At 74.4% G+C, this 12,904-nt stretch carries 14 protein-coding genes; 5 read left to right on the plus strand and 9 right to left on the minus strand.

From position 1 onward, the window contains the following. Positions 1 to 28: 28 nt before the first annotated feature. Together PKE99_RS17630 and PKE99_RS17635 are read right to left on the minus strand one after the other, a co-directional pair. Positions 29 to 562, minus strand: a complete 534-nt coding sequence (locus tag PKE99_RS17630; protein ID WP_037048237.1) for a MarR family winged helix-turn-helix transcriptional regulator — start codon at positions 560 to 562, stop codon at positions 29 to 31. 373 nt (positions 563 to 935) lie between these two features. Further along, positions 936 to 1,304 carry a hypothetical protein gene (locus tag PKE99_RS17635; protein WP_037048235.1) on the minus strand — a complete coding sequence of 123 codons (369 nt, stop codon included), beginning with the start codon at positions 1,302 to 1,304 and terminating at the stop codon, positions 936 to 938. Between the two features lie 83 nt (positions 1,305 to 1,387). On the opposite strand from PKE99_RS17635, the gene PKE99_RS17640 reads away from it, so the two are divergent. The 4 genes from PKE99_RS17640 to PKE99_RS17655 all read left to right on the plus strand — a co-directional run bounded on the left by PKE99_RS17640 (position 1,388) and on the right by PKE99_RS17655 (position 4,709). Beyond that, a complete protein-coding gene (locus PKE99_RS17640; protein WP_051737736.1) occupies positions 1,388 to 2,530 on the plus strand; it encodes a glycosyltransferase 87 family protein in 1,143 nt (380 codons plus the stop codon). A gap of 184 nt (positions 2,531 to 2,714) precedes the next feature. After that, the gene (gene nicT, locus PKE99_RS17645) at positions 2,715 to 3,734 is read left to right on the plus strand and encodes a Nickel transporter NicT (protein WP_081924346.1); all 1,020 of its coding nucleotides are present in this window, start codon (positions 2,715 to 2,717) and stop codon (positions 3,732 to 3,734) included. A 32-nt stretch (positions 3,735 to 3,766) separates the two neighbouring features. Continuing rightward, the gene (locus PKE99_RS17650; protein WP_037048232.1) at positions 3,767 to 4,504 is read left to right on the plus strand and encodes an SDR family oxidoreductase; all 738 of its coding nucleotides are present in this window, start codon (positions 3,767 to 3,769) and stop codon (positions 4,502 to 4,504) included. Positions 4,505 to 4,562: 58 nt separating this feature from the next. Then, complete coding sequence (locus PKE99_RS17655) at positions 4,563 to 4,709, plus strand: DUF1059 domain-containing protein (RefSeq protein ID WP_063739802.1); 147 nt, start codon at positions 4,563 to 4,565, stop codon at positions 4,707 to 4,709. Positions 4,710 to 4,717: 8 nt separating this feature from the next. Here the strand turns inward: PKE99_RS17655 and PKE99_RS17660 are convergent, their stop codons facing one another. Beyond that, a complete protein-coding gene (locus PKE99_RS17660) occupies positions 4,718 to 5,599 on the minus strand; it encodes a crotonase/enoyl-CoA hydratase family protein (RefSeq protein ID WP_037048230.1) in 882 nt (293 codons plus the stop codon). A gap of 113 nt (positions 5,600 to 5,712) precedes the next feature. On the opposite strand from PKE99_RS17660, the gene PKE99_RS17665 reads away from it, so the two are divergent. Further along, positions 5,713 to 6,255 (plus strand): hypothetical protein, encoded by a 543-nt coding sequence (locus PKE99_RS17665; protein WP_156067724.1) that lies wholly within the window; start codon positions 5,713 to 5,715, stop codon positions 6,253 to 6,255. A gap of 40 nt (positions 6,256 to 6,295) precedes the next feature. Here the strand turns inward: PKE99_RS17665 and phaZ are convergent, their stop codons facing one another. From phaZ to PKE99_RS17695, 6 genes are all read right to left on the minus strand, one after another. Next, complete coding sequence (gene phaZ / locus PKE99_RS17670; RefSeq protein ID WP_051737735.1) at positions 6,296 to 7,120, minus strand: poly(3-hydroxyalkanoate) depolymerase; 825 nt, start codon at positions 7,118 to 7,120, stop codon at positions 6,296 to 6,298. 25 nt (positions 7,121 to 7,145) lie between these two features. Further along, positions 7,146 to 7,439: a hypothetical protein gene (locus PKE99_RS17675; RefSeq protein ID WP_037048226.1), complete on the minus strand. Its 294-nt coding sequence runs from the start codon at positions 7,437 to 7,439 to the stop codon at positions 7,146 to 7,148. A 29-nt stretch (positions 7,440 to 7,468) separates the two neighbouring features. Beyond that, positions 7,469 to 8,464, minus strand: a complete 996-nt coding sequence (gene iolG, locus PKE99_RS17680) for an inositol 2-dehydrogenase (RefSeq protein WP_037048223.1) — start codon at positions 8,462 to 8,464, stop codon at positions 7,469 to 7,471. A gap of 472 nt (positions 8,465 to 8,936) precedes the next feature. Further along, positions 8,937 to 9,932, minus strand: a complete 996-nt coding sequence (locus PKE99_RS17685) for a LacI family DNA-binding transcriptional regulator (protein ID WP_037048220.1) — start codon at positions 9,930 to 9,932, stop codon at positions 8,937 to 8,939. 33 nt (positions 9,933 to 9,965) lie between these two features. Continuing rightward, positions 9,966 to 10,850, minus strand: a complete 885-nt coding sequence (locus PKE99_RS17690) for a bifunctional helix-turn-helix transcriptional regulator/GNAT family N-acetyltransferase (protein WP_037048217.1) — start codon at positions 10,848 to 10,850, stop codon at positions 9,966 to 9,968. Positions 10,851 to 10,860: 10 nt separating this feature from the next. After that, complete coding sequence (locus PKE99_RS17695; RefSeq protein ID WP_051737734.1) at positions 10,861 to 12,897, minus strand: ATP-dependent Clp protease ATP-binding subunit; 2,037 nt, start codon at positions 12,895 to 12,897, stop codon at positions 10,861 to 10,863. Positions 12,898 to 12,904: the final 7 nt, after the last annotated feature.

Consider the following 12,904-nt stretch of genomic DNA (forward strand, 5'->3'; position numbering starts at 1 on the left):
GGCCCGACGGCCAGGGGTCCGGCCCGGTTCAGCGCCGGTTGACCCACTCCGCGGCGTGGGCGGCGCCGGCGAGCTTGGCGAGCAGCCCGTTGAGGGCGGCGAGGTCCTCGGGGTCGAGCAGCCGGGCCCACTCGGACTCGCGGGCGTTGTGCCGCAGGAAGGTCTCCTCGATCGCCGCGGTGCCCTTCTCCGTGAGCGCGAGGACCACCGAGCGGCCGTCGGCCGAGCCGGGCGTGCGGTCGAGCAGGCCGGCGGCGCTGAGCGTGTTCGTCAGGGCGGAGACGGCGGCCCGGCTCATCCCGGACAGCTCGGCCGCCCGCCGGGACTCCTGCGGCCCGGCCACCCAGATCGTGAAGAGCAGGCGCCAGGCCGACCAGCTCCAGCCCGCGGGGCGGTGCACCGTCGACTCCAGGTCGTAGACCAGCCCGCTCGCGACCCGCGTGAGCAGCAGGACCATGGCCATCGCCGAGCGGTCGGTCCCCGGGAGCCGGCGCTGGGTCTCGTCGATGGCGATGCCGGCGAGGGACAGGAAGTCGCTGTCGGGCGGGGGGTCGACGGACACGGCCGGATCCTACGGCCGTCCACCGGGGAGCGGCCGGACGCCGCCCACCGGTCGACGAGCGAGTCCTGCACGGAGCCGTGGCCCTGGAACCCGCAGGAGCCGACCGACTCCTGCGAGTCGATCCGCACCACCCGACCGGCCCGGACCGCGGGCAGGCCCGCCCACAGCGGCGAGCCCTTTAGCTCGACGAACCCCCCGATCACCCGCTCGGCCTCCGCCCCCCGCCCCACCGCGGCCGCGGCGAGGAGGTCGACCTCGGGATCGCCCGCGCTACGGCCGCCCTGGGCGAGCTCGCCGCCGATCCCGGCAGGCCGGTCGGGGACGTCCTCGACGAGCTCACGCGCGGAGCCCCGCCGCCCCCGTGGCGCCGGGGTCAGGCGTCGCTGCTCGCCAGCAGGCGCTCGGCGGCCGCCCGCTCGCACTCCTGGACGCTCCCCGGCAGGGCGTCGCGCAGGGACCAGCGGGACACCGTGCCGTCCGGCCCGGTGAGCAGGCCGCGGGCCAGCGCGGCGTCGATCCGGCTGCGGACCTCGTCCTCGAGGTCGACGTCGCACGCGAACAGCACGCGCAGCCGCACCCGGCTGCCGGCCCGCGACGACGCGGTGTGGTGCGACGCGATCGGGCACGGCGGCTCGTGCTCCCAGGTCCCGCACAACGCGGCGGTGATCGCGGCGCCCGGGGCGGCCCGGTCGCCGTCCTCGGCGAGCTCGATCTCGGCGGTGTGCGCGAAGGCGGAACGCATGGCGCCAGCATGGCAGAAGATGTGTTCGCCGTCACACTCGCCCGGTTCGCGGCGGCAGCGAGCCGCCGTCCTACGGTCACCCGGTGACGCTCCCCCGCCCACGCGTCCGCGCCCGCACCGCCTGGACGGGGGCCGCGGTGCTGGTCGCGCTGCAGCTCGCCGTGCTCGCGGCCTGGCCCGGCGCGCACGCGCTGATGATCGACCTGCAGGTCTACCGGGCCGGCGGCGAGCACGTGCTGCACCACCAGCCGTTGTACGCCGGCGGGGTCCTGCTCGACCTGCCGTTCGTGTACCCGCCGGTGGCCGCGGTGCTGTTCGTGCCGTTGACGCTGCTCCCGCTGCCGCTGCTCAAGATCTTCTGGACCGCGCTCGGAGTGGTGCTGCTCGTGCTGGTGGTGCGGCGGTCGGCCGCACTGGTGGGGACCGTGCTGCCGGCCGGCACGGTCGCGCTGCTGGTGGCGACCGCGCTGTGGCTCGACCCGGTGCGGACGACGTTCTACCTCGGGCAGATCAACGTCGTGCTGCTCGCGCTGGTGTTGCTCGATCTCACCGGTCGCCCGTCGCGGTGGCGCGGCGCCGGGGTGGGGCTGGCCGCGGCGCTCAAGCTCACGCCGCTGCTGTTCGTGGTGTACCTGCTGCTCGTCGGGCGGCGACGGGAGGCGGCCGTCGCCGTCGGGACGTTCGTGGCGGCCACGGGGCTCGGGTTCGCCCTCGCGCCGGTCGAGTCGGTGCAGTACTGGGTGCGCGGGACGTTCGCGGCCGCGAACCGGATCTCGGACGTCGCCGCGACCAGCAACCACTCGCTCGACGGCCTGGTGGCCCGGGTTCTCGGCGAGAACGTGCCGGTCTACCTGGTGCTGGCCGCGCTGCTGACCGCCGCCGCACTGACCGTCGCGGTGCGGGCCCACCGGCGCGGGGACGACCTGCTCGCGCTCGTCATGGTCGGCCTCGCCTCCGCAGCGGTCGCGCCCTTCGCCTGGTCGCACCACTTCGTGTGGTGCGTCCCGCTGCTCGTGCTCCTGACCGTCCGGCACGCCCGGATCGGGCTCGCGGCGCTGCTGCTGGTGACCGCGGCCGTGGTCACGAGGCTGCCCGGGCCCGAGGTCGGCCCCATCCCCGCGACCGGCGCGATCTCCCTGCAGCCCGACGTCTACCTCGCCGGATTCGTCCTCGTCCTCGCCGCGGCAGTTCTCCAGCCCCGACCGAATCGCATTATGGTTCCATAACGCCGATTCGACGCCGCAATTCGGACGTCATGGAACCATGATGCGGACCTTGCGAAACGGCACGCGCACACGGTCTTCCACCTGAAGAACTGTGCATGCGAGCATCGGCGGTGTGACCGCTCCCTGCACGCCGTCCGCGTCGCGCACCCGTTTCGACCGCACGGACCGCCGGCACCTCGCGGGGATGGCGGCGGTGATCCTGCTGCTCACGCTCGGCGGCTGGACGCTGCTGGCCGCGGTGGTCGCGCCGCAGCACCTCGCGCTGGCCTCGGGCGGCACGTTCGGGCTCGGCGTCGGCCTCACCGCCTACCTGCTCGGCATGCGGCACGCCTTCGACGCCGACCACGTCGCCGCGATCGACAACACCACCCGCAAGCTGGTCAGCGAGGGGAAACGGGCCCGCGGCGTCGGATTCTGGTTCTCCCTCGGCCACTCCTCGGTGGTGTTCGTGCTGGCGCTGCTGCTCGCCCTCGGCGTCCGCGCGCTGGCCGGAGAGCTGGGCGACGACTCGTCGTCGGTCAAGGAGACCCTCGGCCTGGTCGGCACCCTGGTCGGCGGCGGGTTCCTGGTCCTGATCGGGCTGCTCAACCTGCAGGCGATGATCGGCATCGCGCGGGTGTTCGCGCGGATGCGCACCGAGCCGCTCGACGACGAGGCCCTCGAGCGGCACCTCGCCTCCCGCGGCCTGCTGGCCCGGATCCTCGGCCGGGCCCTGCGGGCGGTGTCGAAGCCCTGGCACATGTACGTGGTCGGGTTCGTGTTCGGCATCGGGTTCGACACCGCCACCGAGGTCACGCTGCTCGTCCTCGCCGGTGGCGCCGCGGCGGCGCAGCTACCCTGGTACGCGATCCTGGTCATCCCGGTGCTGTTCGCCGCGGGGATGAGCCTGTTCGACACCGCCGACGGCGTGTTCATGTCCGCCGCCTATCAGTGGGCGTTCGTCACCCCGGTACGCAAGGTCTTCTACAACCTCACCGTCACGGCGCTGTCGGTGGTCGTGGCGCTGGTGATCGGGCTGATCGAGCTGCTGCAGCTGCTCGGCGAGAAGCTGCACGTCACGACGGGGCCGCTGGCCACGCTGGCCGCGCTCGACCTCGAGGTGGTGGGGTACCTCGTCGTCGCCCTCTTCGTGGTCACCTGGCTCGGGGCGCTCGCGGTCTGGCGCTACGGGCGGATCGAGCAGCGCTGGGCCGTGGCGGACTGATCTCCCGCCGTCGGTTCCGGTAGAACCTCCGCATGCAGCGCACCGCGGTCGTGACCGGAGCGGGATCGGGGCTGGGCCGGGTCATCGGCCGCGCCCTCCTGGAGGACGGCTGGGCGGTCGCCCTGGCGGGGCGGCGGCCCGAGCCGCTGGCGGAGACCGCCGAGGGGTTCGCCGACGCGCTCGCCGTACCCACGGACGTCGCCGACGAGGAGTCGGTCGCGGCGCTGTTCCGCGCGGCCGTCGGGGCGTGGGGCCGGGTGGACCTGCTGGTCAACAACGCCGGCACGTTCGGCCCCACCGGCACGCCCGACGAGATCGAGGTCGCCGCCTGGCGCGCGGCCGTCGACACCAACCTCACCGGCTCGTTCCTCTGCGCCCGGGCGGCGTTCGCGGTGATGCGCGAGCAGGACCCGCAGGGCGGCCGGATCGTCAACAACGGCTCGATCTCGGCGCACGTGCCGCGCCCCGGCAGCGCGGCCTACACGGCCACCAAGCACGCGATCACCGGCCTGACCCGGTCGATCTCGCTCGACGGCCGCGCCTACAACATCGCCTGCGGGCAGATCGACATCGGCAACGCGGCCACGGACATGACAGCGGGGATCGCCACGGGGGCGCGCCAGGCGGACGGCTCGGTGCGACCGGAGCCGACCTTCGACGCCGGGCACGTCGCCGACGCCGTCCGCTACATGGCGAACCTCCCGCTCGACGCGAACGTCCAGTTCCTCACCCTCACGGCCACGACCATGCCGTTCATCGGGCGGGGCTGATCACAGGTCGCACGGTTCCGCATTAGGGTCGGTGCATACCTTCCGGAAGGAGATCCCGATGAAGACGCGACTGAACTGCCCGTGCGGCGAGCAGATCCAGGGCACGGACGAGGACGACCTCGTCGCCAAGACCCAGGCCCACCTCAAGGAGAAGCACCCGGGCCACGAGTACTCGCGCGACGAGATCCTCTTCATCGCGTACTGAGACTCAGCTCAGTCGTCGGCCTGCCACGGGGCGAAGGGCGGCAGCGCGCTGGCCCGGCCGGTGAACTCCGCCGGCCGCTTCTCCAGGAACGCGCGCACGCCCTCCTTCCCGTCGGCGATCGACGTGTAGAACATCGCGAGCGAGTCGACGCGGTGCGCCTCGACCGGGTGCGGCGCCGCGCTGTTGCGGTACATCATCTGCCGCATCAGCGCCGTGGCCACCGGCGAGTGCCCGTCGACGAACTTGCGGGCGAGCGCGTACGCCGTGTCCAGCAGCTGGTCGGCGGGCACGACGGACCGGAGCAGGCCGCCGTCGAGCGCCTCCTGCGCGCTCAGGATGTCGGCCGAGTAGACCCACTCCAGCGCCCTGCTGATCCCGACGATCCGGGGAAGGAACCAGGTGGAGGCTGCCTCCGGCACGATCCCGAGCCGGCCGAACACGAAGCCGATCCGGGCGTTGTCCGAGGCCAGCCGCACGTCCATCGGCAGGGTCATCGTCGCCCCGATACCCACCGCGGCGCCGTTGATCGCGGCGATCACGGGCTTGGTGCAGCGGTAGACGGCGAGCGAGACCTGCCCGCCGGTGTCGCGCACACCGTCGACGATCTCCGGGTCCTCGAAGCGCTCCTGCAGGTCCCGCAGCGTCGGCTGCTGCGACTCGTCGAGGCCGAACACGTTGCCCTCCGACGACAGGTCCATGCCCGCGCAGAACGCCCGGCCGGCCCCCGTCACGACGATCGCGCCCACCTCGTCGTCGGCGCTCGCCCGGTCGTAGGCCGCGATCAGCTCCTCCGCCATGGTCACGGTGAAGGAGTTGAGCTTGTCCGGCCGGTTCAGGGTGAGCGTGAGAATGCCGTCGCGCACCGTGTAGTCGAGGGTCTCGTACGTCATGCCCCGATCATCCCTCCCCCGTGCGTGCCGACTGCCCCTCTAGGGGCAGTTGCCACGCACGACCCCGGGCGACCTGCGGTAACACCGCGGCGCGCCGGGGCGACACCGGCAACGTGACCGACAGCGCGCGCAGGCCCCACCGACCTGGCCCGCTGGGTTGGGCGGGAGCGCTGTGCGTCGGCCTCGGCGTGGCCGCCGCCTACCTCGGGTTCGCCACGCTGACCTGGACCTCCACGGCGATCGCGGTGCTCCTGGTGGTGGTCGCGGCAGGGGTGCTGGCGCTGTCGGTGGTCGCGCAGCCGGGCCCGATGCGCGCCGCGGCGATGCGGGCGGGACTCTCCTGGGCCGCCTACGTCGCCGCCCTGTTCGGCTGGCGGGTGCCGGTGACGGGCCCGGACTTCGCGCTCGGCGGCGCGGTCGTCGCAGCGGTGTTGGTGGTCGCCGTGGCCGTGGTGCGGCGGCGGCCCGGGCTGGCGGGCGCGGTCCTGGCCGTGGCCGTGCTGGTCGGGCTCGCGCTCGCGATCGGTGTGGCCCTCCGGGAGCTCGCGCTCGGCGGGCCGGTGGGCGGCGCGGCGCTGGTCGTGGCCGGGTGCGCGGCGGCGGTGACCTACGTGGCGGTGACGCCTGTGCTCGGCGGTCGGTCGTCCGACGCCTGATCACGCCGCCTGATCACGCCGTTCGGCTTGCGCCGCCCCGTCACGGAGCGGTGAGGAAGCGGTCGATCACCGGTGCCAGCTCGTGGGACTCGGTGAGCAGCGCCAGGTGCCCGCCGCGGTACACGTGCAGGTGCGAGTCGGGGATGCCGTGGCGCAGGACCCTGGCGTTGACCAGCGGGATGATCGGGTCGTCGTCCCCGGAGACGATCAGCGTCCGCGCCGCGATCAGGCGCAGGACCGGCAGCGTGGTCCAGCCCGCGCCGGCGAGGAGCTGGTAGAGGTAGCCGCGCTCGTAGCCCGCGGGGTCGCCGTCGTCGGACGACTGCAGGAGGCGGGCGGCACGCTCGGGGTGCGTGCGCATCGAGCCGCCGTAGATCTCACCGGCGACCTGCGCGGCGTAGGCGGGGTCGCGGTAGCGCCGCGGGGTCAGCATCTTGCTCAGCACCGCGGGCCGGGCCGGCACCATCAGCGAACCGGTGCCGGTGGCGACCAGCACCAGGCGGCGGACCCAGTCCCGTCCGGTGAGCGCGGACTGCTGGGCGAGCCCGCCACCCCAGGAGTAGCCCAGGACGTCGACCTTCCCGTAGCCCAGCTCACGCACGAGCTTGCCGACGGTCAGCGCGAAGGTCGCCATGTGGTACGGCATCCGGGGCCGCGGCGATCCGCCGACGCCCGGGACGTCGAACCGGATCACCTCCAGCTCACGGGGCAGCGCCTCGACGAACGGCTCGAGCATCTCGAGGCGGGCGCCGATGCCGTTGAGCAGCAGTAACGGGGTTCGGGAGGGGTTGCCGCGACGGATCGCGACGCGGAGCGTGCGCCCTCCGACGGTGCGGGTGGTCACCTCGCCGAGGGTGCCGGTCATGCGACCAGTCTGGCCGATCTCCCGGTCAGCGTCCCGCGGACATGGCCCTCACCACGAGGGCCTCGAGGATCTCCGGGTGGGACTCGGGTGCCCGGACCTCGACCACGACCTCGCCGTCCTCGCGGTGCACCGCGAACCGCACGAAGGCGCAGCCGGGGTCCGTCGTCAGCAGCCGGCGGGCGTCGGCCTCGACCTCGTCCGAGCCGTCGAACGCGAGCAGGAGCAGGCCCGGGGCCATGCGCTCGGCGTCGCGCAGGGCGTCGGCGAACAGGTCGTCGAGGGTGCGCGCCCTGGCCGGCGCGGTGGCGAGCATCGTCATGCTGATCCCAACGCCGCCGCGCCCCCGGGTCATCCCGCGACGCGGACCGTACCCCCGGTGCGGAGGCTCTCCGCGGCTGCGTCGGCGAGGACGAGCGCGGCCCGGCCGTCGGCGAAGCTCGGCGAAGGCGCGGTGCCGGACTCGACGGCCGTCACGAAGTGGTCGAGCTCGAGGGCGTACGCGGCGCTGTACCGCTCGAGGAAGAAGTTCTGGTACGGCGCGGCGGCCTCGCTGCGGTCCGCGCCGGCGTAACGCACGCTCGTCGGCAGCTGGTTCTGCGCAGTGAGCATGCCGGTCGCGCCGAACGCCTCCACGCGCTGGTCGTAGCCGAACACGCAGCGCCGAGAGTTGGTGATCTGCGCGAGCGCCCCGTCGGTCGAGCGCAGCACCACGACGGCGGAGTCGATGTCCCCGGCCTCGGCGATGTACGGCTCGATCAGGTTGGCGCCCATGGCCTGCACCTCGACGACCTCGCCCAGCAGGAAGCGGGCCATGTCGAAGTCGTGGATCGTCATGTCGCGGAACAGCCCGCCGGAGGTCTCGATGTACGCCTTCGGCGCCGGGGCGGGGTCCCGGCTGGTGATCACGAGCTGCTCGAGACGGCCGATCTCGCCCGCCGCGACCCGGTCGCGGATCTCGCGGAACGACGGGTCGAAGCGGCGGTTGAAGCCCACCATGACGATCGGGGACAGCGCGCCGATCTCGGCCCAGCAGGCGTCGACGCGCGCGAGGTCGAGGTCGATCGGCTTCTCGCACATCACGGCCTTGCCGGCCCGGACCGCGGCGGTCAGCAGGTCGACGTGGGTGGGGGTCGGCGAGGCGACGATCGCCGCGTCGACGGACTCGTCGGCCAGCACCGCGGCGACGTCCGAGCTCGCCTCGGCCCCGTACTGCCCGGCCAGCTCCTTGGCGGCCGCCTCCATCGGGTCGCACACCCACGCGAGCTCGGCCCGGGGGTGGGCGGCGACGGCGGCGGCGTGCACCCGCCCGATCCGGCCGCATCCGAACAGGGCCACTCGCAGCATGAGAGCTCCTTCGCACCGTGGCGCCGGTGGGCGCGGGCGTGGTTTAGATCGATCTAAGTGGTGCGGGGAGAGTGTGGGGCCGGGCGGCGAGGTGCGTCAAGTCCCGGCGGCGGCAGACCGGGGCCCTCGGCCCGCGCGGCCTCGACCGCGTCCGCCGGGTCCTCAGACTGCTTCGTCACAAGCACGCCCGCTGGCCCCTCGGACCACGACCACCACGTTCATCTCGACTCAGCCCCGAAGAACGGCCGTCGCAAGCTCTGGGCACGCTCGGCCGCGCCGGGCCGGAAACGCGCCGCCCTCCCACACTCCCTTCGAACGCTTCACATCCTGTCGACGGGGTGCGCCGCAGATCTTCGAGGTGTGCCGCGGCGCTGCAGCGGGTGTGAGGCGGTCGTGCGGGTGTGCGGCGGGCCGAGCGGGTGCGAGCCGCCCTGGCAGGATGCGCGCACGGCTAGCGAACCCTCGGATCCCCTCACACCCCCGGCTTCCCCGTCGTCCCCCGCACCACGAGGTGGGGGCGGAGGCGGATGCGGCGGGGGGCCGGCGTCTCCTCCCCCTCCACCCGCTCCAGCACGCAGCCGACGGCGAGGCGGGCGATCTCCGCCGTGTCCTGCGCGACCGTCGTGAGGTCGACGTGGGCGAGGCGGGAGAGCTGGCTGTCGTCGTAGCCGATCACCGAGACCCGGCCGGGCACGTCGATCCCCTGCCGGCGCAGGGCGTCGAGCACGCCGACGGCGCACTGGTCGTTGTTCGCGAGGATGGCGGTGGGCAGGTCCGGGAGCAGCTCCGACACCGCCGCGGCCCCGGAGACCTCGGTGTTGTCGCCGGGCAGGATCCGCGCGGCCAGCCCGTGCCGGAGCATCGCGTCCCGGTAGCCCTGCCGCCGCTCCTCCGCGCCCGGCTGCTCGCCGCCGTCGACGTGGACGATCGCCCGGTGCCCCAGCCCGACGAGGTGGTCGACCGCGGCCGCGACCCCCTCGTCGTCGGCGCTCTCCACGGCGTCGACCTGCGCGGAACCCGCGCCGACCCGCCCGACGTCGACGACCGGCAGCCGCGCCGCGAGCCCCTCCAGCTCGGCCGGGCCGTACCGCCCCGCCAGCAGCACCAGCGCCTCGCAGCGCGACGCGAGCAACGCCTCGACGGCCCGCTCCTGCCGCCGGACGGGCGAGACGGCGCCGAGCACCACGGTGTAGCCGCGTTCCTCGGCGGCCGGGTAGAGGCCGTCGAGCAGGTCGGCGTGGAAGGCGTCCCGCGCGGTGAAGACCACGCCGAGGAGCCGGCTGCGGCGCCGGCGCAGCACCTGGGCCGTGGGGTCGGGCACGTAGCCGAGCTCGGCCGCCGCGGCCCGCACGCGTTCGCGGGAGGCGGCGCTCGGCCCCCGCTCCTCGCGGATCACCAGGGAGGCGGTCGCCCGGGAGACCCCGGCCCGCGCCGCGACGTCCTTCAGCGTGGGGCGGCGGCCCGCCATCAGCGACCTCCCCCGGGACGGCTCGCGGCGACCCTACCCGGCGGGATCGAGTTCCCTGGCGAACCAGTGCTGGGCGTAGGGGTTGTCGTTGAAGGGCGGGACCTCGCGGTATCCCGCCGACCGGTAGAGCGCGATCGCCTCGACGAGCGTCCCGTTCGTGTCGAGCCGCGTCGCACGCAGCCCGTGCACGCGCGCCCGCTCCTCGATCTCGGCCAGCAGCCGCCGGGCCAGACCGAGACCCCGCGCCGCGGGCGCCACCCACATCCGCTTGATCTCCGCGACGTCGGGACGGAACCGCACGCCGACGCACCCCACCGGCTCGCCGTCGAGCATCGCGACCAGGAACTCCCCCTTCGGCGGGGTGAACTCGGCGGCCCCGGCGGCCGGGCCGACCGTCGGGTCGAAGCCCCCGTCGAACCGTTCGGCGAGCTCGTTGGCGTAGGCGCGCAGGCACTCCTGCGCCTCCGGCCGGGTCGGCGGCGTGACCGCGACCCGCACCGTGGAGGCGACGAGCAGGCGCTCGACCTCGGCCGTCGCGGCGATCAGCCGGTCGCGCTGCCGGGGGTTCAGCGGCTCGAGGATCGACGCGGCCAGCGCGTCCGACCGGCGGTCGAGCTCGACCCGCTCCGCCCGCCCCGCCGCGGTGAGCCGCGCGCGCCGCACCCGCCCGTCGGTCCCGTCGGCGTCGACGGTGACGAGCCCCGCCGCCTCCAACGCCCGCAGCATCCGGGAGAGGTACCCCGAGTCGAGGCCGAGCCGGGCGCGCAGGTCTCGCACCTCCGCCCCTTCCGGGCCGATCTCCCACAGCAGCCGCGCCTGGCCGAGCGGCCGGTCGCGACCGAGATAGCCCTCCTCGAGCGCACCGACCCGGCGCACGACCGCCCGGTGGAACCGGCGTACCGCAGCGACCTCGTCCATACCTCTGACCCTAGTCAGAAATCAGGGACAGCTCACCGTCGTTCAGCGTCAGCCGGGCCCGCCCTCCGGCCCGAAGCTCCTCGGCGAGCAGCAGCCGCGCCAGCCGCCGCTCCACCTCGCGCGCGACGACCCGGCGCAGCGGCCGCGCCCCGTACTCGGGCCGGTGGCCGAGCTCGGCCAGCCTGTCGAGCGCCTCAGGCTCCACCACGAGCTCGACGCCCTGCGCCGCCAGCCGCGCCCGGGTGCCGGCCAGCATCATCTCGGCGATCTCGCGGATCTCGGCCCGGTCGAGGGCCTCGAACAGCACGACGTCGTCGATCCGGTTGAGGAACTCCGGCCGCAGGTGCCGCCGCACCGCGAACATCAGCTGCTCCCGGATGGACTCCACCGGCCGGCCCGCCGCGGCCGCCGCGAGGATCTCCTCCGCGCCGAGGTTGCTGGTCATCACGATGATGCTGTGCCGGAAGTCGACGGTGCGGCCGCGGGCGTCGGTGAGCCGGCCCGCGTCGAGCACCTGCAGCAGCGTGGCGACGACGTCCGCGTGTGCCTTCTCGATCTCGTCGAGCAGCACCACCGTGTACGGGTCGCGGCGCACCGGCTCGGTCAGCTGGCCGGCCTCGTCGTGCCCGATGTACCCCGGCGGCGCGCCGATCAGCCTCGTCGCGGCCGCACGCTCGGCGTACTCGCTCATGTCGAGCCGGACCATGCGCTCGTCGGAACCGAAGAGCGCGGCGGCCAGGGCGCGGGCCAGCTCGGTCTTGCCGACGCCCGTCGGGCCGAGGAACAGGAACGAGCCCGACGGCCGGTCGGGGCTCGCCAGCCCGGCCCGCGCGCTGCGCACCGCGTCGGCGACGGCCTCGACCGCCCGGTGCTGCCCGACGACCCGGCGGTGCAGGTGCTCCTCCAGGTCCAGCAGCCGCCTCCGCTCGGAGGTGGTGAGGTCGGCGACCGGGATGCCGGTCCGGTCGGCGACGACCTCGGCGACCTCGCGCGCGGTGATCTCGGCGCGATCGCGCGGCCCGTTCTCCAGGACCAGCCGCTCGAGCTCGCGGTCGAGCATCGCGACGCGCTCGGAGTCCCCGGCGTCGGCGGCGACCTCGCGGGCCCGGACCAGCTCCTCGACGCGGTGGTCCGGTTGGTCGGAGCGGCCGCGCATCCCGGACCGCGCGGCCGCGCGGTCGATCAGGTCCACGGCCTTGTCCGGTAGGTACCGGTCCCGCAGGTACCGCACGGAGAGGGCGACGGCGGCGTCGATCGCGGCGTCGGTGATCCGGACCCGGTGATGCTCCTCGTACTTCGGCCGCAGCCCGCGCAGGATCTCCGCGGTGGCCTCGGGCGTCGGCTCCGGCACCCGCACGACCTCGAAGCGGCGCTCCAGGGCGGCGTCGCGCTCGATGTGGCGGCGGTGGTCCTCGGGCGTGGTCGCGCCGACGAGCTGCAGGTCGCCGCGGGCGAGCGCGGGCTTGAGGATGCTGGCTGCGTCCATGGCCTGGTCCTGCGCGGAGCCGGCCCCGACCACCAGGTGCAGCTCGTCGACGAACACCACCAGCGAGCGCCCGGCCGCCACGATCTCGTCGATCACCGCGGTGAGCCGCTCCTCGAACTCGCCGCGGTACTTGGTCCCGGCGACCATCCCGGCCAGGTCGAGCGCGACCACCCGGACGTCCCGCAGCGCCACCGGCACCCGGCCGGCCGCGACCCGCTGCGCCAGCCCCTCGACGATCGCCGTCTTGCCCGTGCCCGGCTCGCCGACCAGCACCGGGTTGTTCTTGGTGCGGCGCGCCAGCACCTCGACGACCTGGTCGATCTCGGCGTCCCGGCCGACGACCGGGTCCAGTCGGCCGGCCCGCGCCTCGGAGGTCAGGTCGCGGCCGTGCCGGTCCAGCCGCCGCGTCGAGGTCCGCCGGGGACGCTCGGGACCGCGCTGCTGCGCGCGGGGCTCGTCCTCCCGGTCGTCGTCGGGGAAGCCGAGGCCGTTGACGAGCCCGCGCAGCAGGTCCTCCAACGGGCCGAGCCCGCCACCGAACGGGTCCTGGGGTTGGGGCATCGCGCGC

The sequence above is a fragment of the Pseudonocardia halophobica genome (genome assembly GCF_027922425.1).
Taxonomy (GTDB): domain Bacteria; phylum Actinomycetota; class Actinomycetes; order Mycobacteriales; family Pseudonocardiaceae; genus Pseudonocardia; species Pseudonocardia halophobica.

Excerpts from the sequence above, each read along its gene's own strand:
- PKE99_RS17635 (WP_037048235.1), bottom strand. The coding sequence starts at position 1,304 with ATGCGTTCCGCCTTCGCGCACACCGCCGAGATCGAGCTCGCCGAGGAC.
- nicT (WP_081924346.1), top strand. The coding sequence starts at position 2,715 with ATGGCGGCGGTGATCCTGCTGCTCACGCTCGGCGGCTGGACGCTGCTG.
- PKE99_RS17650 (WP_037048232.1), top strand. The coding sequence starts at position 3,767 with ATGCAGCGCACCGCGGTCGTGACCGGAGCGGGATCGGGGCTGGGCCGG.
- PKE99_RS17655 (WP_063739802.1), top strand. The coding sequence starts at position 4,563 with ATGAAGACGCGACTGAACTGCCCGTGCGGCGAGCAGATCCAGGGCACG.
- PKE99_RS17660 (WP_037048230.1), bottom strand. The coding sequence starts at position 5,599 with ATGACGTACGAGACCCTCGACTACACGGTGCGCGACGGCATTCTCACG.
- phaZ (WP_051737735.1), bottom strand. The coding sequence starts at position 7,120 with ATGACCGGCACCCTCGGCGAGGTGACCACCCGCACCGTCGGAGGGCGC.
- PKE99_RS17675 (WP_037048226.1), bottom strand. The coding sequence starts at position 7,439 with ATGACGATGCTCGCCACCGCGCCGGCCAGGGCGCGCACCCTCGACGAC.
- iolG (WP_037048223.1), bottom strand. The coding sequence starts at position 8,464 with ATGCTGCGAGTGGCCCTGTTCGGATGCGGCCGGATCGGGCGGGTGCAC.
- PKE99_RS17685 (WP_037048220.1), bottom strand. The coding sequence starts at position 9,932 with ATGGCGGGCCGCCGCCCCACGCTGAAGGACGTCGCGGCGCGGGCCGGG.
- PKE99_RS17690 (WP_037048217.1), bottom strand. The coding sequence starts at position 10,850 with ATGGACGAGGTCGCTGCGGTACGCCGGTTCCACCGGGCGGTCGTGCGC.
- PKE99_RS17695 (WP_051737734.1), bottom strand. The coding sequence starts at position 12,897 with ATGCCCCAACCCCAGGACCCGTTCGGTGGCGGGCTCGGCCCGTTGGAG.